Origin of the sequence: Pollutimonas subterranea (assembly GCF_002849655.1) — a bacterium.
In the GTDB taxonomy this organism is placed as follows: domain Bacteria; phylum Pseudomonadota; class Gammaproteobacteria; order Burkholderiales; family Burkholderiaceae_B; genus Pollutimonas; species Pollutimonas subterranea.
The window spans coordinates 33,950-51,320 of the sequence record NZ_PDNW01000013.1; the positions used below are offsets into that span (position 1 = coordinate 33,950).

Below are 17,371 nucleotides of genomic sequence, written 5' to 3' on the forward strand. Positions count from 1 at the left end.
AAGGGTGTGTCAGTAATTGACTTTACGGTCAACGTAGCGGAACTGCACGACGGTAAGCAATACGACGATCATCATGAGAATGACCGACTGGGCCGCCGATGAGCCTATGTCCAGCCCTTTGAATCCCGCGTTATATACCTTGTAGACGAGGATCGAGGTACTGTCCCCCGGTCCGCCCTGGGTCATGATGTCGATGATGGCGAATGTATCGAAGAATGCGTAGATCACGTTCACGACGAGCAGGAAAAACGTTGTCGGTGACAGCAATGGAAAAACAATAGTCCAGAATCGGCGCAAGGGACTGGCGCCATCGATGGCCGCGGCCTCGATGAGCGAGCGGGGAATGGACTGCAGCCCGGCCAGGAAAAATAGAAAATTGTAGGAAATCTGTTTCCAGACCGACGCCATTACCACCAGTATCATGGCGTCATTGCCGTTCAGGCGCGGATTCCAGCCGATACCGACTTGCGCCATATAGACGGCCAGTGTGCCGACGGAAGGCGAAAACAGAAAAAGCCATAGCACGCCAGCCACTGCAGCGGCGACGGCGTAGGGCCAGATCAATAGCGTCTTGTAGATGCCGGCTCCGCGCACGACACGGTTGGCGATGACCGCCAGCAACAGCGAAATCGTCAGGCCCAGCACGGCCACCAGGACGGAAAAAACCGAGGTGACCTTGAAGGAGTTCAGGTAGTTGTCATTGGCGAACAATTCGGCAAAATTGCTCAAGCCCACGAATTGGGACGACAGGCCAAAGGGATCTTCGAGTCGGAACGACTGCCACACGGCTTGGCCGGCAGGCAGGAAAAAGAAGACGATGGTGATGACCAATTGCGGCGCCAGCAGCAAATAGGGCAGTGTCTTATGGCTGAAAACGACACGTTTTTCCATAGGGAGGAATCTTATATTGCCATGGTGGTCCGGCTTGGGCCGGGCCAGTGGCTGGGGTGAGAAAAAAGGGCGCCATTGTCGCACAAATGAAAACCGCGAGCGCCGCCGCCTTGGGGCGCCGCTCGCGATGGCGATTTTAGTCCAAACCCTTACTTGACGCTTTTCTCGAAGCGCTCGAGCAGTTCGTTGCCACGCTTGACCATGCTGGCCAGGCCCGCTTCCGGAGTGACCGAACCGGAGAAGATTTTTTCCATCTCGCCGTCTTCGATGTCGCGAATTTGCGGCAAGTAACCCAGGCGTATGCCGCGCGAGTTTTCAGTCGTGGTTGCATCCAGCTGCTTGACCGCTACGTCCGATCCGGGATTCTTGGCGTAGAAGCCCGATTTTTCGGTGAGCTCGAATCCGGCCTTGGTCACGGGTACATAGCCAGTGCCTTGGTGCCATTGGGCTGCCTTTTCAGGGCTGGATAGGAATTTGAAGAACTTAGTGACGCCCTTGTAGACTTCGGGGGATTTCTTGGCGAACACCCACAATGAGGCTCCGCCAATAATCGTATTCTGGGGGGCGCCTTTCACGTCGGCGTAATACGGCAGCGAAGACGTACCGAATTCAAACTGGCCTGTCTTGATGATGTTGGCGCGGTTGCCGCTGGACCCGGTGAACATCGCGCACTTGCCCGAGGTGAACAAGGAGTTGGGCGCATCGCCGCGACCGCCGTAGGTGAAGGTGCCTTCCTTGGACATCTTGGCCAATTCAGTCATGTGACGCACGAACAGCGGGTTTGTCACTTCCAGCCGTGCATTCAGTCCACCGAAGCCATTGTCCTGAGAGGCGTAAGGAGTGTTGTGCCATGCGCCAAAGGTTTCAAGCTGGATCCAGGCGGGCCACGAAGTGGTGTATCCGCATTCCAGGCCGGCTGCACGTACTTTCTTGCCTGCTTCGGCGACTTCCGCCCAGGTTTTAGGTGGCTTTTCGGGGTCGAGGCCGGCCTTCTTGAAGGCGTCTTTGTTGTAGTAAAAGACAGGTGTCGAGCTATTGAACGGCATGGAGACGAGCTTGCCATCGGGTGCTGAGTAGTAGCTGGCGACAGCGCCCAGGAAGTCGGCTGGATTGATGGGGTCACCGGCTTTCTCGGACATTTCCTGGACCGGCTGGATGGCGCCTTTCGCGTACATCATGGTGGCCGTACCGACTTCGAAGACCTGAAGGATGTCGGGAGCGTTGCCAGCACGGAATGCGGCAATGCCGGCGTTCATCGATTCGCCATAGGCGCCTTTGTATACCGCGTGTACGACGTAGTCGGATTGGCTTTTATTGAAATCGGCGACCAGCCCGTTGACGCGCTCGCCCAAGGCGCCTTCCATTGAGTGCCAGAAGTTGATGTCCGTGGCAGCATTGGCGCTGCCCATGGCGGCGATCGCGCCGGCAATCGATAATGCTAATAGCTTTGCTCGCATGAGTCTTTTCTCCTGAGTTTCCCGGCCAATCTGAGTGGTCGTGGCCGAGTAAGGTGGATAGTCTATGACATGTTTATTACTTTGGCGTGACTGTAACGAAGTTGAGCCGGACAGGTCAATGTAAATATATCCAGGAAAATGGTTAAAACCGTACAATATCGAGCCTATGACTAAAGAACTCACTATCGCATTTATTGGCGGTGGCAATATGGCTACCGCTTTAGGGGCCGGACTCATCGGCAAGCGCTGCGGCGCGCACGATGTCCATGTCATCGACACCAATACGGCCGTTCTCGATCGTTGGGCCCAACAGGGTGTTTCGGTGGCTTCGGCGCCGGATGAAACGCTCGCGACACGGCGGGTCTGGATTTTCGCTGTCAAGCCGCAAGGCATGCGCGAGGCGGTGGAAAGCTGCCGGCGCTTCCTGCGGGAAGATACGCTCATCATCAGCATTGCCGCAGGCATTCCCGCCAGCGCTATTGCGCAATGGTTGGCGAACGAGCACGGCCCATGTACGCGGATTATCCGCTGCATGCCCAATACGCCGGCGCTCATCGGTGCCGGTGCCAGTGGCCTGATGGCGATGGATGGCGTTACCCAAGACGACAAGCTGATGGCCCAGCAGCTGCTGCGGGCGGTGGGCGACACGGTCTGGGTCGATGACGACCATGGCATTGATGTGGTCACGTCATTGTCGGGCAGCGGCCCCGCCTATGTATTCCTGTTTCTCGAGGCTTTGATACAAGGAGGCGTCAGCCAGGGGCTGTCCGAAGACAAGGCCCGTACCCTTGCCTTGGCGACGCTCACCGGCGCGACCCAACTGGCCGCTTTATCGCACGAGAGCCTTGCAGTCCTCCGTGAGCGCGTCACATCCAAAGGCGGCACCACAGCGGCAGCCGTAGCGGTGCTGCAAGACCGCCAGTTCCCCGACGTTGTCCAATCGGCAATGCAGGCGGCCACAGCCCGGGCTGCCGAACTGTCAAGTGAGTTTTCCGGATAAGTTGCAGGCTTATAAACGCATGCGGTAAGGGCTTATCCGTAGTGACATAGCCATGGTGAGTCGGCAAAATACGCTAGCCGTTCGAGGCGGAAGGTAATCATCATGGCTGGCCGTAATAAAAATACTTGTCTTCGGAACATGAAGCCAGTTGCGGCGGGCTAAACCCGGAGATCTGTAGGCATGAAGTTCATAAGAAAAGTTACACCCCTTGTGGTGGCCATCAGCGCTATGGCATTTGCCGGTAGCGTTTACGCAGCCGATACGATCAAGATCGGCATCCCGCAACCCATGACCGGGCCGGCAACGCAATACGGCGACCAGATACAGGCCGGCGCACTGACCGCCATCGAAGCCATCAATGCCGCCGGCGGCGTCAAGGGCATGCAGCTCGAGCCGCTACTCATCGACGACGGTTGCGAACCCAAGCAGGCCGTGCCAGCGGCCAATCGGGTCATCAATTCCGGCGCCAAATTCGCAGTCGCCCATGCTTGCTCCGGCACCACCGTTCCGGCCGTGAATGTGTACGAGCAGGAAGGCATTGTGGCCATCACACCCGGAGCCACTTCGCCGCTGGTCACCGACACGATCAAGCCGCATTACTTCTTCCGCACCATAGGCCGCGACGATCAGCAAGGTCCTTTTGCAGCCGGCTATATCGCCAAGCAGCTCAAGCCCAAATCCGTTGCCATCCTGCATGACAAGCAAACCTACGGTTCCGGCGTGGCCAGCCAGGTTCGCGACAGCCTTGCCAAAGATAATGTCAATGTTGCCTTCTTCGAGGGCATCAACGTTGGCGACAGCGACTATTCAGCCGTTATCACCAAGCTCAAGTCGCTTAATCCCGACCTGATCTATTTCGGCGGATACCATGCCGAACTGGGCTTGTTGTTGCGCCAGGCGCGCGAGCAAGGGCTCAAGACGCAGTTCATGGGTCCTGAAGGCGTTGCAAATAAAGACCTCGTGGCCATTGCCGGTCCGGCCATCGATGGCCTTCTGGTCACATTGCCCGCCGACTTCACCAAGCTGCCCGGCAACGAAAAAGTTCTCGAAAACTTCAAGTCCGCCAAGCGCAGTCCCGATGGTGCTTTCACACTCACCTCGTATGCCGCCGTGCAGATCCTGGCCGACAGTATCAATGCCGTGGGCACAGACCCTGCCAAGGTTGCCGATTACATGCACGCCAATCCTTTCAATACCGCTATCGGTAAAGTCGAATACGACGCAAAGGGCGACCTAAAAAAGTTTGAATTCGCCGTCTTCAAGTGGGACAAGGCCGGCAACATGGAGCAGCTGAAGTTCTAATTGCCGTACTCTGTGCTCCAGCCCCGCGGGGCTGGAGCATTTCTTTTCTTCCTCGGCCAGTAGGTTGCAATTTTCCCGCTGCCGCATTGGAATACCCGTTTTATGTCTGAACTCCTACCCCAGCTCACGCAACAGCTATTCAATGGGCTGTCGCTCGGCGCTATTTACGCGCTCATCGCTATTGGCTATACCATGGTCTATGGCATTATCGGCATGATCAATTTCGCGCACGGCGAGATCTACATGATCGGCGCCTACGTCGGCCTGGTCACGCTTTCGGCCATCGGTGTCAACAGCGGCTTGCCTTTGCCGGTCATCATCCTCATCATGCTCGTCATCGCGGTGCTGGTCACCGGCGTGTACGGGTATGCAATAGAAAAAGTCGCCTACGCGCCCTTGCGCGGGGGGCCTCGCCTGGTGCCGCTGATTTCGGCCATCGGCATGTCCATCTTCCTGCAAAACTGGGTCGCCATTGGCCAGGGCGCCCGCGATATGGCGGTGCCCGCGCTAATCACCGGATCGGTGCAGTTCAAAATGGGAAGCGATTTCGTCGTCACGGCACCTTATTCCCGGATCATGATCATCGTGGTCACTGTGGTGCTGATGGTCGCGCTTTCGCTGTTCATCAAGTATTCGCGCATCGGCCGCGCATCGCGTGCGTGCTCGCAAGACCTGCGCATGGCTAATTTGCTGGGCATCGATACCAACCGCATCATTTCCTTCACCTTCATCATCGGCGCCATGCTGGCCGCCGTGGGCGGCGTACTTATTGCGCTCGCCATCGGCAAGCTCAATCCTTTTATCGGCTTTCTTGCCGGCATCAAGGCGTTCACCGCCGCGGTGCTTGGCGGCATAGGCAGCATACCCGGCGCCATGCTCGGCGGGGTATTGCTTGGTCTGGCTGAAACATTCGCGGCGGCTTATATTTCGTCACAGTACAAAGATATCGTTGCCTTCGGCCTGTTGGTGTTCATCTTGCTGTTCCGCCCAACCGGCTTGCTCGGCAAACCCGAAGTGGAAAAAGTGTGATGGGTAACAATATAAAAAATGCGCTGATCGCCGCCTTCATGGCCGGGGTCATTATTGCGCCGGTCTTCGGGTTGCAGATAGCCCGAGTGGGGATGCAAACGCACCTGGAACCCGATTGGGGCATCATCCTGGCCGGCATGGGAATTGTGTTCGTATTCCAGCTTGTGCTGCGGCCGTTCTTTGCACGCGTCTTTGCCAAGAAGGCAGTGAAGCGCGCACTTCCCGTACTTTCCGATCAGGCCAGGCGGGGGCTGATATTCCTGCTGGTGGCCATTGCAATCGTATTTCCGTTTACCACCGGACGTGCCCAGGTGGACATCGCTACGCTGGTCCTTATCTACATCATGTTGGGCCTGGGCCTGAATATTGTGGTGGGTTTCGCAGGCTTGCTCGACCTCGGTTTTGTGGGCTTCTACGCGGTAGGCGCGTACACCTACGCCTTGCTGTACCACTGGGCTGGCTGGGGCTTCTGGCAGGCCTTGCCGCTTGCCGGCGCAATGGCAGCCTTGTTCGGCTTTGTGCTGGGCTTTCCGGTATTGCGACTGCGGGGCGATTACCTTGCCATCGTTACACTGGGTTTTGGCGAGATCATCCGTTTGCTGCTGATCAACCTGTATGGGTTCACCGGCGGGCCAGACGGAATTTCCGGCATCCCCAAGCCAACCGTCTTCGGTTTCCCCATGGCCAGGCGGGCCGCCGAAGGGCAGACCACTTTCCACGACCTGGTCGGATGGGAGTTCGCCACGCAGGATGTCATCGTCTTCCTGTACCTGATGGCTCTTGCCCTTGCCTTGCTTGCACTGTTTGTGTCCAACCGGGTCATACGCATGCCCATAGGCCGGGCTTGGGAAGCCTTGCGCGAAGATGAAATCGCCTGCCGGTCGCTCGGCTTGAATCCCACCCGTGTCAAACTGTCGGCATTTACCATGGGTGCCATGTTCGCCGGCCTGGGCGGTGCATTTTTCGCTGCCCGCCAGGGGCTGGTAAATCCAGAATCGTTCACCTTCATGGAATCCGCGCTTATTCTGGCCATCGTTGTATTGGGCGGCATGGGCTCTCAGGTCGGTGTCATTCTGGCGGCTATTGTGCTTACCGTCGTGCCCGAAATAGCCCGGGAGTTCGCTGAGTACCGGATGTTGATTTTTGGGTTGGTGATGGTGTTAATGATGATGTGGCGCCCGCAAGGACTGTTGCCTGTTAAACGTCCGCATGTGGAGCTGAAGGTATGAGCGATGTACTGCTTGAGGTATCCGAACTGACCATGCGGTTCGGCGGACTGCTTGCCGTGGACCAGGTAGCGTTCCAGGTAAAGCGCGACGAAGTGTTTGCCATCATAGGCCCGAACGGTGCGGGCAAGACCACGGTGTTCAACTGCGTCGGTGGTTTCTATAAACCGTCGTCGGGCAACATCATGATGGACGGCAGGCCCATTTCGGGCTTGCCCAGCCACAAGGTGGCACAGCAAGGGCTGGTGCGCACGTTTCAAAACGTGCGCCTGTTCAAGAACCTGACTGTGCTCGAGAACCTGTTGGTGGCGCAACATACGCGTATCCAGACGGGCCTGCTGCCCGGCTTGCTGAAACTGCCGTCCTATCGTAAGTCCGAGGACGATGCCTTGCAGCGCGCCGGCGAATGGCTGGACTTCATGGGTATCCGGGAATATGCCAATCGCGAAGCCGGCAATCTGGCCTACGGTCACCAGCGTCGGCTCGAAATTGCTCGTTGCATGATCACCAAGCCCCGCCTGCTCATGCTGGACGAGCCTGCCGCCGGCCTTAACCCCCAGGAAAAACGGGAACTCCAGCAGCTTATCGATCAGTTGCGCAGGGAATTCGACGTGGCCGTCTTGTTGATCGAACACGATATGAGCCTCGTTATGGGTGTATCGGATCGCATCATGGTCATGGAGAACGGGCGGCCCATCACCACAGGGTTGCCTGCGGAGGTTCGTGTCGACCCTCGAGTCATCAAAGCTTACCTGGGGGAAGAATAAGTGCTTAAGCTCCAAAACATACATACTTATTATGGTGCCATTCAAGCGCTTAACGATGTCTCGGTCGAGGTCAACAAGGGTGAAATCGTAACCCTCATCGGCGCCAATGGCGCAGGAAAAACCACGTTGCTCATGACGGTCTGCGGTTCGCCGCGCGCGCGTAGCGGCTCGGTATTTTTCGAGGATGAAGACATTACCCAGGCCGAAACGCACACGATCATGCGCAGGGGCATCGCCATTTCACCCGAGGGGCGCCGCGTATTTCCGGAACTCACGGTGGTCGAGAACCTGAAGATGGGGGGCTTTTTCCTGAGCTCCAGGGAAATCGAAGAAGGTGTCGATCATGTCTATACTTTGTTTCCCCGTTTGAAAGAGCGTTCAAATCAACGCGCCGGAACCATGTCGGGGGGAGAGCAGCAAATGCTGGCGATTGGCCGCGCGCTCATGACCAAACCCAAGTTGCTGTTGCTTGACGAGCCCACGCTCGGACTGGCTCCCCTGATCATTGCCCAGATATTCAACATCATCCGCACCATCAGGGACGACGGCGTCACGGTATTCCTGGTCGAACAGAACGCCAATAAGGCCTTGCAGGTTGCGGACAGGGGTTACGTGCTGGAAACCGGCAAGGTTGTGCTTGCCGATACCGGTGCCAATTTGCTGGTCAACGATGAAGTGCGCAAGGCTTACCTGGGCGCCTAGAGCATTTTCGGTTCCCGTGTTTACGGGACTTTGCTTTAGTGACGCTGTCCTGTTTTGATGACGTTGTCCGGGGTGGGTGTGGGCAGTCCGGCACGGCGTGCTTGTTTCCGCGTCTGCCTCGTCCAGCCGGGCGTCTGCCGAACTCCCATTGCTGCGCTCCGGTCAGACAGCGGCCGACGACACCCCCGGCTTCCCTTCGTCAGCCCGCGGCGCACGCCTACACGCCGGATTGCCCACACCCACCCCGGACAACTGCGCGATAGGAAACTTGCCGGCCTTATGGCCTGATTCCAGTTCTAAATCAAATATGCATTTTGTCGCCTTGCTCAAGAACGAAAAGCCGTCCCCAGTGCCCCCGCGCTGCAGCGAGCTTTGTAAACACCTCGACCAAAAATGCTCTAGACATAATACGCTCGTTAGGCAGAAGCGGCCCGGGTTCGCCTGCTTTCGGCTATGACAGGCCCTGCGCACTCAATGCTGTGCGGACTCCGGGGTCTGCGTCCATTCGGGCAGCGAACGCTTGCAAATTCTTCATGTTGCCGATGTCCACGTTTTTAGCATGGGCCCAACGCAACACGGTGTAAAGGTAGGGGTCTACGACGGATCGTTTTCCTGTGACCCACTGCCTGCCTTCCAGTTGCTTGTCCATGACCCCAAACAACTGCACCAGTTTCGCAGCGGTCTTGGCAATGAGCTGATGCTGGAAGTCCGCGTTTTCGGTGTAGTAGCCAACGGCAAATATGGTACTGAATGTACGGTGCAGGTCTGCGTTGCAGAACCCCAGCCAGCGCCGTGTTTCGGCTCTCTCGCGCGGGGTGTCGGGCATCAGGGCGGCTTCGGGGTGAAGCTCGGCCAGGTACTCGAGGATGGCATTGCTTTGCGTCAGGACGAAATCGCCGTCGACCAGCACCGGGACTGCGCCGAGTGGATTCAAGGCAAGAAAGGGGGCTTGCTTGAGTTCATCGCGTCCCACGGACTGCGTTTCATAGGGCTTTCCTATCCATTCCAGAACGATATGCGAGGCCAGGGGGCAGGCGCTGGGGAGGTAATACAGCTTCATAGGGACAAACTCCGTGAAAGTTCCGCGCTACAGGCAAGCGCGAGGATAAAGGTCAAGGGTCAAGGTGCTGGCGTAGGAAGGCTTCCATGGCTTCATAGAACTCGAATTTGTTCTCGTCGTTATGGAAACCATGGCCTTCGTTATCCTTGACCATGTATTCAACGTCCACGCCGCGCGAGCGCAAGGCAGCGACCATCTGGTCGCTTTCGTCTTTATTGACGCGCGGATCATGGGCCCCCTGCGCAATAAACAGGGGGGTCTTGATCTTGTCGGCATTCAGCGCCGGCGACGTTGCCTCGAGGCGCTCGCGATCGGCGACCGGGTCGCCCACCATGCTGTGCATTTTGGTGAGCATGGGCTTCCAGTAGGGCGGTATGGTATTCATGAACGTAAGCAGGTTCGACACACCTACATAGTCGACGGCTGCCGCGTACAGGTCGGGTGTCGAGACAATGCCCGCCAGCGTGGCATAGCCGCCATAACTGCCGCCATAGATGGCGATACGCGCCGGGTCGGCAATGCCTTGATCGATAAGCCACCGAACTCCGTCGGTAATGTCGTCTTGCATGCCCAGGCCCCACTGGCCAAAGCTGGCTTCCCAGAACTTGCGCCCATAACCGGTTGAGCCCCGGAAATTCATTTGCAGCACGCAATAGCCCCGGTTGGCCAGAAATTGCGCTTCCGCATTGAAACCCCAACTGTCCCGCAGCCAGGGTCCGCCATGGGGATTGATGATGCACGGCAATTTTTCCGGCTTGCGGCCCACCGGCAGCGTCAGGTAACCATGAATGGTCAAGCCGTCGCGCGATTGGTACTTTACAGGTTGCACGGCTGCCATATCGTCTTCGGGCAGCGCCGGGTTGATGTCAGCCAACTTGTCCAGCGTGTCGCTATTCGCGTCGTAGATATAGCGGCTGCCCGGCGTGCGGTCGTTATAGGCTGCCACGATGTACTTGGTTTCATCGCGTGTACCGCTTTGCAGCGCGATCTCGTATCCGGGCAGCTTTTCCAATACTCGGGCGTAGCGCTGCGCGCTGATATCGTCGAAGAAGCGATATCTGGGTTTGTCGGTCTGGTACACCGCTACGGTGAGCACCTGCCGCAATCGTGAGTAGCCTGCGCCGTCAAGGTCTACACCGTCCACTTCGAACACCAGCTCTTCGATATCAGGATGCGCCGGGTCAATAATGACTAACGCCAGGCAGTCTCGCCCGCGGTTGCTTAAGGCGTAGAGTTTTTGATTATCGAAGGTGAAAAATTCCGGACTTACGACGGTGCGGAAATCGGTAGAGAGAATAGGACGAAACGGGTCGGCCTCGGTGTTCCGATACAGCAGGGTGCTATCCAACCCGTCACTGGCAATGGCGGCACGCACCAGTCCCTGGTGGTCGGTTTGCCATCCCACGATATTGCCCGGGTTCTCGGCGACGAGCACCAATTGACCGGTAAGAATGTTCGCCCGGTAGACGTCGAATACTTCCGGATTGCGCTGGTTATGGCTGATCAGGACGTGTTCAGGGTCGTCGGGAAGGTCGTCCTCGATGCTGGCGCGTACTCCTGAAAAAGGCGTCAAGTCGGTCAGTTGTCCGCTTTTGGCGTTGACGGTCAATATGTGAAAGTTCTCATCACCCTTGAAGTCCTTTTCGTAGATGACAGTGTCGGCGCCTTTCCAGAAGTACTGGCTGATGTCGCGCTCGCTTTCATGAGTCAGCTGTCTGGGCGTTCCGACAGGGGTGCTGCCATCGAGGTCCTGCACAAAGACGTTCATTCGCGCGGGGCCTTCGCTTACGATGGCCGGTTCCATGAACCCAAGCATCGTCCCATCGTCGGAGAGCCGGAAAAAACCCCTGGCCGGGTTGCGGAAGAAGTCGGTGACGGGATAGATTCTTGGCAGCATAAATGAAAATCCGGTGGTGCGGAATAAAGAGAGAATCCTATTACTATATAGGATAGGCCGCTATGATGTGGCGGCTGTCTTATACTAGAAAGAGGATGTCTTATGGCGCAACGCCCTGTGCAAATTGTTTTCCTGGACCGCGAGACCATATCGCCGCAAACCGTCCTGCGGCCGGTGTCGTTCGAGCACGAGCTTACTATCTATGGCCGTACCACCCGTGACAAGGTGGCCGAGCGCATCGCGCACGCCGATATCGTCATCACCAACAAGGTGCCTCTGCGGCAAGAGGCCATAGAGCAAGCCGGCAATTTGAAAATGATAGCGGTTGCGGCGACGGGCACCGATAACGTTGACCTCGTTGCGTGCGCACGCAAGGGCATCGTGGTGTCCAACATCCGCGGATATGCCATCAACACGGTACCGGAGCATGTATTTGCGCTGATCTTTGCACTGCGACGCAGCATCGTGGCGTACCGCGAATCGGTGAAGGCAGGGCGCTGGTACGATGCCCAGCAGTTTTGTTACTTCGACTACCCCATCAAAGACCTGGCCGGTTCGACGCTTGGGATCGTGGGCAACGGCACACTGGGCAAGGCAGTGGCCAGCATCGCACAGGCTTTGGACATGCGTGTTTTGTTTGCGGCCCGCAAGGGTGACACCAATCAGTCCGCCGGCTATACGCCTTTCGATCAATTCCTGGCCGAAAGCGACATCATTACCCTGCATTGTCCACTGAATGACCACACCCGGGACCTCATCAGTACTCGCGAATTTTCGCTCATGAAGCGCAAGCCTATCTTGATCAACACAGCACGCGGCGGGCTGGTCAACGAACCGGCCCTGGTGACTGCCATGCGCCAGGGGCAAATTACTGCCGCCGGCTTCGACGTGACAACACCGGAACCGCCCGACAATCAAAACGCATTGGTACAGCTTTTGGACATGCCCAATTTCATACTGACGCCGCACGTGGCATGGGCCAGCGAGCAAGCCATCCAGACCCTGGCTGACCAGCTTATCGACAACATCGAGGCTCATTACCAGGGTTCTCCCCGCAACGTTGTCGCAGCGCCCGCGTCGGTCTAAGCCACATCATTCTTCTTCACCCCGTCTTTATTTAAAGGTTGTTTCATTATGCGTGTCGTGATTGCCCCTGACTCCTTCAAAGAAAGCCTCAGCGCGTGGGACGTGGCACAAGCCATTGCCGGCGGGGTGCGTGAAGCCATGCCTGACGCCGACGTGGTATGCGTGCCCATGGCCGACGGGGGCGAAGGGTCGCTGGATGCCGTCCTGGCAGCAACCTCGGGAGAACGGCGCCATGCAAGGGTGCGCAATGCCAACGATCAGGCCTGTGACGCCAGCTGGGCCTGGCTGGGCGATGGCAAAGCCTTCATAGAGATGGCGGCGGCGGCAGGCCTGGAGCAGATTCCGCCGGAGCAGCGTCGTCCACTGCAGGCGACCAGTTATGGCGTCGGCCAGTTGATACGCGAAGCGCTAGACGCGGGCGCCCGTCATATTGTCCTGGGCCTGGGCGGAAGCGCCAGCAACGATGCGGGCGCTGGCCTGATTCAGGCGCTCGGCGCGAATCTGCTTGATGAGAATGGCAAGGAACTTCCTCTGGGCGGTGCGGCGCTGCAGCGCCTGGCCCGTATTTCCCTTGACGGTCTCGATACGCGCCTGAAAGACGTGAGTTTCGAGATCGCGGTCGATGTCGACAACCCGTTGTGCGGGCCGCGGGGTGCTTCCGCGATCTTCGGGCCACAAAAAGGCGCAACCGTGGACGACGTAGCGGTGCTCGACGAGGCGCTGGCGCATTTTGCGCAGATATGTGCGGCGCAGTTGGGCAAAGACGAAAAGAACACCCCGGGCATGGGGGCAGCCGGTGGCCTGGGCTTTGCCGTGAAAACGTGCTTTAACGCCTCTTTTCGGCCGGGCGTCGAGCTTATCGCCGAATTGTCAGGGCTTGCCGAGGCACTCGATGCGACAGACCTGGTGTTTACCGGCGAGGGCCGCATGGATGCCCAGACGCTGCTGGGCAAGACGCCCGCCGGCGTGGCCAAGTACGCCAGTCGGCGTGGCATTCCCGTTATCGCCATTGCAGGGTCGCTGGGAGAAGGGTACGAAGCACTGTATGAAGTCGGTATTACCGCCGCGTTCAGCCTTACCCCTGGACCCATCACGCTGGACCATGCGTGCAGCAACACGTCCGACTTTCTGCGCCAGCGCGCCGGGGACTGCACGCGCTTGTGGTTGGCGGCGGGGCGGGCGGCGCAACCCGCCAAGGCCAGCCGTTCATGAGCACATCTTTCAGACCCGATTTTTCCCTGCAGGGGAAAACCGCCCTGATTACCGGCTCGACCCAGGGCTTGGGGCTTGTCATCGCCAGGGCTTATGCCGCCAGTGGTGCACGCGTCATCATCAATGGACGCGATGCCGAACGCGTCTCGACGATAGTAAAGGCCCTGATTGCGGAAGGCCACGATGCGTATCCCTTTGTGCAGGACATAAGCCGGCTTGCCGATCAGGAACTGGCTTTCTCGCAGTTATGCAGGAGTATTGGTACGCCCGATATCCTGGTCAACAATGTCGGCATCCGGATTCGCAAGGCACTGGGCGAAGCAACGCTCCAGGACATCATCGAACTGATCAATGTGGATCTGATCGCTGCCGTGCAACTGTCCAGGCTGGCCGCCGGGGCCATGGCCGATAATGGTCTTCAGGGCCGGCTTATCACGCTGACTTCGATTGCCGGCGAGCTGGCCCGGTTGGGCGATGCCATTTATCCCATCGCCAAGCAGGGTTTGTGCGGCATGATACGGGCCCTTGCTGTGGAGTACGGACCCAGCGGCATTACCAGCAACGGAATAGCGCCCGGCACGTTCGCCACAGAGTCCAATGCCGAGCTCGCCGCCGATCCGGTAAAAGGGCCGGTTGTGGTGGGCCGCAATCCATTGGGACGATGGGCGCGTCCCGACGAAATCGGCGGCGCTGCCGTATTCCTGGCGGCGCCTTGTTCTTCCTACGTGAATGGACATATCCTCGTTGTCGACGGCGGATTCTCCGTCACGTTCTGATTCCTTTTTCGTAGCCTTTTCTCCGAGCATTTATTCATGAGCCGTCCTGTTCGTCTTGCCATCAACGGCTATGGCCGCATTGGCCGCTGTGTACTGCGTGCGCTGTACGAGTCGCCCCTGAAAGACCGTCTTCAAATCGTTGGCATCAACGAGCCGGCCGATCTGGCGACCATGGCGTATCTATCCCAGTTCGACTCGACGCACGGCGTATTTCCGGGCAAGGTCGAGCAGGGTGCGGACTGCCTTATCATCAATGGCAGCGATATCCACGTTAGCCACGCGCGCACGCCGGAAGAAGTGGATTGGGTAAACCTTGCCCCGGATATCGTGCTGGAATGTTCGGGCCAGTACAGCGCCCGCCATGAAATCCAGCGCTTCATCGACGCGGGATGTCCCCGTGTCCTGGTTTCGCAACCGGGAAACAGCGCCGGCGATGTCGATGCTACCGTCGTCTTCGGCATCAATCACGAAGCCTTGTCCGGCCAGGAGCGCATTGTGTCCAATGCTTCGTGTACCACTAACGCCGTTATTCCCGTATTGTCGGCGCTGGATGATGCATACGGCGTCGACCACGCTTTCCTGACGACGCTGCATTCGGTCATGAACGATCAGCCTCTTATCGATGGTTACCATCACGCCGACCTGCGCCGCACACGATCGGCCATGCAGTCTATCGTCCCCGTGGCAACGGGACTGGCGCAAGGTGTGGAGCGGCTTCTACCCCAATTGGCCGGCAAAGTGCAGGCCAAGGCCATACGGGTGCCGATACTTAACGTGTCCGCTATCGACATGATGGTGAAACTGGACCGTGATGTCACCGCGCAGCAGCTGAACGCGCTATTGATGGAGGCGACGAACCGCTATCCCGGCCTGCTATCGTATTCCAATCATCCGCATGCCTCGATAGACTTCAACCACAACCCCCATTCCGCGATTATCGACGGTAGCCAGACGCGTACCAACGGCAACGGTTTTGCCAACCTGTTTGTCTGGTTCGACAACGAATGGGGATTTGCCAACCGCATGCTCGACGTATCTGCCGTGTGGTCGGAGCGGTTCTAGGCGTCAGCAGCGTTACGGGTGGAAGCGTATAGTTGTGGGGCTACGGCAGCGTTCACCTACTGGCATAAGGAGCACACGATGGCGGCAATGCGTAAAGAAACAGATTCCATGGGCGAGATCGACGTTCCGGCCGAACGATACTGGGGGGCGCAGACCCAGCGTTCAATCCAGAACTTTCCCATAGGGGTTGCCCGGTTTCAATGGCAGCCGCCCATCATTTCGGCGCTGGGCATCCTGAAAAAAGCGGCGGCTCAGGCCAATGCCGATCTTGGCGAGCTTCCCGGCGATATCGCCGAACTCATCGTCAGGGCGGCCGACGAAGTTATCGATGGGACCCTCAACGATGAATTTCCTTTGGTCGTATTCCAGACCGGGTCGGGTACGCAGTCCAACATGAATGCCAACGAAGTGATCGCCAACCGTGCCATTGAACTGGCTGGGGGCGAACGAGGCAGCAAGACGCCTGTGCACCCGAACGATCATGTCAATCGGGGCCAATCATCGAACGATACGTTTCCCACGGCCATGCATATCGCGGTGGCGCAGGAACTGGCCGTCCAGCTCTTTCCATCGGTAGGCAAGCTGCGCAATTCGCTCGCCATGAAGGCGGAACACTTCGATGACGTGGTCAAGACCGGGCGCACCCATTTGCAGGACGCTACGCCCATAACGCTGGGCCAGGAGATCGGCGCTTGGGTAGCCCAGATCGATTTTGCCCTGGACCGGATCCAGTCCGACCTGCCGGGTATCTATGACCTGGCAATAGGTGGCACCGCCGTGGGGACAGGCCTGAATTCGCACCCCCGTTTCGGTGAGGTGGCCGCCGGCCGTATCGAAGCCTTGACCGGCCTGCCTTTCCGGTCTGCCGACAACAAATTCTTTGCCTTGTCGGCACACGATGCACTGGTCAGTTTATCGGCATCGCTGCGCACCTTGGCCGGCGCGCTGATGAAGATGGCCAACGACGTGCGATGGCTGGCCAGCGGGCCACGCTGCGGCATCGGTGAACTGGTCATACCCGATAACGAGCCGGGGTCATCCATCATGCCGGGTAAGGTCAATCCAACGCAGTGCGAGGCCATGACCATGGTATGCGTACAGGTGTTCGGCAACGACGCGGCTACCGCATTTGCCGGCAGCCAGGGCAATTTCCAGCTGAATGTCTATAAGCCGATCATGGTCCACAACGTACTGGAAAGCATAGCGTTGCTAAGCGATGCGTGCCTGGCGTTCAACGATTATTGCGCCGTAGGCATAGAGCCCAATCGTGAACGCATTGCCGATAACCTTGAGAAGAATCTTATGCTGGTAACGGCGCTGAATCGCCATATCGGCTACGACAAGGCGGCCGCCATTGCCAAGAAGGCGCAGAAAGAACAGACTACCTTGCGCGCGGCGGCACTCGAACTCGGGTATGTCAGCGCACAGGAATACGATGCCTGGATCGTGCCCATCAACATGACACAGCCGGGTTAACGCAGGCGCTGCAACAGGAGGTGTAGCCATGACATCGCACGCGGGACGCAAACATCCGGAAGTCCGTATAAGACGGGCTTACGACCCGGCGGACTCTGATGATGGCTACCGCGTTTTTGTCGATCGGCTTTGGCCGCGTGGCGTTTCGCGCGATCAACTCGTGTTCGACGATTGGAACAAAGATCTCGCGCCCAGTCCCGCCCTTCGGACGTGGTTTGGACATAAAGTTGCCAACTGGGAAGAATTCTGCAGACGCTATCGTTTGGAGTTGCAGGCATCGGAACAAAAGCAGCGCATGCAGCAGCTGATTTCGTCGGCCAAAGGTGGGCCGATTACCCTGATATACGCAGCCAAAGACGTGGACCACAACCACGCCCGGGTCTTGGCAACTGAAATAATGGGCCTATACTGAGTGTTCCCTCGTCAAG

16 protein-coding genes are annotated in these 17,371 nt (G+C 58.0%); 12 read left to right on the forward strand and 4 right to left on the reverse strand.

What is annotated here, in order from left to right:
- Positions 1-9: 9 nt before the first annotated feature.
- Together ugpA and ugpB are read right to left on the reverse strand one after the other, a co-directional pair.
- Positions 10-891 (reverse strand): sn-glycerol-3-phosphate ABC transporter permease UgpA, encoded by an 882-nt coding sequence (gene ugpA, locus CR159_RS14805; RefSeq protein WP_102074735.1) that lies wholly within the window; start codon positions 889-891, stop codon positions 10-12.
- 149 nt (positions 892-1,040) lie between these two features.
- Positions 1,041-2,348 (reverse strand): sn-glycerol-3-phosphate ABC transporter substrate-binding protein UgpB, encoded by a 1,308-nt coding sequence (gene ugpB, locus CR159_RS14810; RefSeq protein ID WP_102074736.1) that lies wholly within the window; start codon positions 2,346-2,348, stop codon positions 1,041-1,043.
- A 166-nt stretch (positions 2,349-2,514) separates the two neighbouring features.
- On the opposite strand from ugpB, the gene proC reads away from it, so the two are divergent.
- The 6 genes from proC (at position 2,515) to CR159_RS14840 (ending at position 8,374) form a co-directional block, all read left to right on the forward strand.
- On the forward strand, positions 2,515-3,348 hold the full coding sequence (proC, locus tag CR159_RS14815) for a pyrroline-5-carboxylate reductase (RefSeq protein ID WP_102074737.1): 834 nt from the start codon (positions 2,515-2,517) through the stop codon (positions 3,346-3,348).
- 180 nt (positions 3,349-3,528) lie between these two features.
- Positions 3,529-4,650, forward strand: a complete 1,122-nt coding sequence (locus tag CR159_RS14820) for a high-affinity branched-chain amino acid ABC transporter substrate-binding protein (RefSeq protein ID WP_102074738.1) — start codon at positions 3,529-3,531, stop codon at positions 4,648-4,650.
- A 102-nt stretch (positions 4,651-4,752) separates the two neighbouring features.
- Positions 4,753-5,679 carry a high-affinity branched-chain amino acid ABC transporter permease LivH gene (livH, locus tag CR159_RS14825; protein WP_102074739.1) on the forward strand — a complete coding sequence of 309 codons (927 nt, stop codon included), beginning with the start codon at positions 4,753-4,755 and terminating at the stop codon, positions 5,677-5,679.
- On the forward strand, positions 5,679-6,908 hold the full coding sequence (locus tag CR159_RS14830; RefSeq protein ID WP_102074740.1) for a high-affinity branched-chain amino acid ABC transporter permease LivM: 1,230 nt from the start codon (positions 5,679-5,681) through the stop codon (positions 6,906-6,908). The genes livH and CR159_RS14830 overlap by 1 nt, the downstream gene beginning before the upstream one ends.
- The gene (livG, locus tag CR159_RS14835) at positions 6,905-7,672 is read left to right on the forward strand and encodes a high-affinity branched-chain amino acid ABC transporter ATP-binding protein LivG (RefSeq protein ID WP_102074741.1); all 768 of its coding nucleotides are present in this window, start codon (positions 6,905-6,907) and stop codon (positions 7,670-7,672) included. The genes CR159_RS14830 and livG overlap by 4 nt, the downstream gene beginning before the upstream one ends.
- Positions 7,673-8,374, forward strand: coding sequence for an ABC transporter ATP-binding protein (locus tag CR159_RS14840; RefSeq protein ID WP_102074742.1), 702 nt, complete (start codon positions 7,673-7,675; stop codon positions 8,372-8,374). It begins immediately after the preceding gene.
- Between the two features lie 451 nt (positions 8,375-8,825).
- On the opposite strand, the gene CR159_RS14845 is transcribed toward CR159_RS14840, so the two are convergent.
- Together CR159_RS14845 and CR159_RS14850 are read right to left on the reverse strand one after the other, a co-directional pair.
- Complete coding sequence (locus CR159_RS14845; RefSeq protein ID WP_102074743.1) at positions 8,826-9,434, reverse strand: glutathione S-transferase family protein; 609 nt, start codon at positions 9,432-9,434, stop codon at positions 8,826-8,828.
- 52 nt (positions 9,435-9,486) lie between these two features.
- Complete coding sequence (locus CR159_RS14850; protein ID WP_102074744.1) at positions 9,487-11,331, reverse strand: alpha/beta hydrolase family protein; 1,845 nt, start codon at positions 11,329-11,331, stop codon at positions 9,487-9,489.
- Between the two features lie 102 nt (positions 11,332-11,433).
- Here CR159_RS14850 and CR159_RS14855 point away from each other — a divergent pair, with 102 nt between their 5' ends.
- From CR159_RS14855 to CR159_RS14880, 6 genes are all read left to right on the forward strand, one after another.
- Positions 11,434-12,417, forward strand: a complete 984-nt coding sequence (locus CR159_RS14855; protein WP_102074745.1) for a D-2-hydroxyacid dehydrogenase — start codon at positions 11,434-11,436, stop codon at positions 12,415-12,417.
- A gap of 48 nt (positions 12,418-12,465) precedes the next feature.
- Positions 12,466-13,629 (forward strand): glycerate kinase, encoded by a 1,164-nt coding sequence (locus tag CR159_RS14860; RefSeq protein ID WP_102074746.1) that lies wholly within the window; start codon positions 12,466-12,468, stop codon positions 13,627-13,629.
- A complete protein-coding gene (locus tag CR159_RS14865) occupies positions 13,626-14,405 on the forward strand; it encodes an SDR family oxidoreductase (protein ID WP_102074747.1) in 780 nt (259 codons plus the stop codon). Before CR159_RS14860 ends, CR159_RS14865 begins: the two co-directional genes overlap by 4 nt.
- 36 nt (positions 14,406-14,441) lie before the next feature.
- A complete protein-coding gene (locus CR159_RS14870; RefSeq protein ID WP_102074748.1) occupies positions 14,442-15,467 on the forward strand; it encodes a type I glyceraldehyde-3-phosphate dehydrogenase in 1,026 nt (341 codons plus the stop codon).
- A gap of 78 nt (positions 15,468-15,545) precedes the next feature.
- Complete coding sequence (gene fumC, locus CR159_RS14875; RefSeq protein WP_102074749.1) at positions 15,546-16,943, forward strand: class II fumarate hydratase; 1,398 nt, start codon at positions 15,546-15,548, stop codon at positions 16,941-16,943.
- Between the two features lie 28 nt (positions 16,944-16,971).
- Complete coding sequence (locus CR159_RS14880; protein WP_102074750.1) at positions 16,972-17,355, forward strand: DUF488 domain-containing protein; 384 nt, start codon at positions 16,972-16,974, stop codon at positions 17,353-17,355.
- The last annotated feature ends 16 nt before the right edge of the window (positions 17,356-17,371 follow it).

What these genes read in the sequence shown, in the direction of transcription:
- livH (WP_102074739.1), top strand. Translation starts at nt 4,753, where the DNA reads ATGTCTGAACTCCTACCCCAGCTCACGCAACAGCTATTCAATGGGCTG.
- CR159_RS14845 (WP_102074743.1), bottom strand. Translation starts at nt 9,434, where the DNA reads ATGAAGCTGTATTACCTCCCCAGCGCCTGCCCCCTGGCCTCGCATATC.
- ugpB (WP_102074736.1), bottom strand. Translation starts at nt 2,348, where the DNA reads ATGCGAGCAAAGCTATTAGCATTATCGATTGCCGGCGCGATCGCCGCC.
- CR159_RS14850 (WP_102074744.1), bottom strand. Translation starts at nt 11,331, where the DNA reads ATGCTGCCAAGAATCTATCCCGTCACCGACTTCTTCCGCAACCCGGCC.
- CR159_RS14880 (WP_102074750.1), top strand. Translation starts at nt 16,972, where the DNA reads ATGACATCGCACGCGGGACGCAAACATCCGGAAGTCCGTATAAGACGG.
- CR159_RS14830 (WP_102074740.1), top strand. Translation starts at nt 5,679, where the DNA reads ATGGGTAACAATATAAAAAATGCGCTGATCGCCGCCTTCATGGCCGGG.
- CR159_RS14870 (WP_102074748.1), top strand. Translation starts at nt 14,442, where the DNA reads ATGAGCCGTCCTGTTCGTCTTGCCATCAACGGCTATGGCCGCATTGGC.
- CR159_RS14820 (WP_102074738.1), top strand. Translation starts at nt 3,529, where the DNA reads ATGAAGTTCATAAGAAAAGTTACACCCCTTGTGGTGGCCATCAGCGCT.
- fumC (WP_102074749.1), top strand. Translation starts at nt 15,546, where the DNA reads ATGGCGGCAATGCGTAAAGAAACAGATTCCATGGGCGAGATCGACGTT.
- livG (WP_102074741.1), top strand. Translation starts at nt 6,905, where the DNA reads ATGAGCGATGTACTGCTTGAGGTATCCGAACTGACCATGCGGTTCGGC.
- CR159_RS14860 (WP_102074746.1), top strand. Translation starts at nt 12,466, where the DNA reads ATGCGTGTCGTGATTGCCCCTGACTCCTTCAAAGAAAGCCTCAGCGCG.
- ugpA (WP_102074735.1), bottom strand. Translation starts at nt 891, where the DNA reads ATGGAAAAACGTGTCGTTTTCAGCCATAAGACACTGCCCTATTTGCTG.
- CR159_RS14855 (WP_102074745.1), top strand. Translation starts at nt 11,434, where the DNA reads ATGGCGCAACGCCCTGTGCAAATTGTTTTCCTGGACCGCGAGACCATA.
- proC (WP_102074737.1), top strand. Translation starts at nt 2,515, where the DNA reads ATGACTAAAGAACTCACTATCGCATTTATTGGCGGTGGCAATATGGCT.
- CR159_RS14865 (WP_102074747.1), top strand. Translation starts at nt 13,626, where the DNA reads ATGAGCACATCTTTCAGACCCGATTTTTCCCTGCAGGGGAAAACCGCC.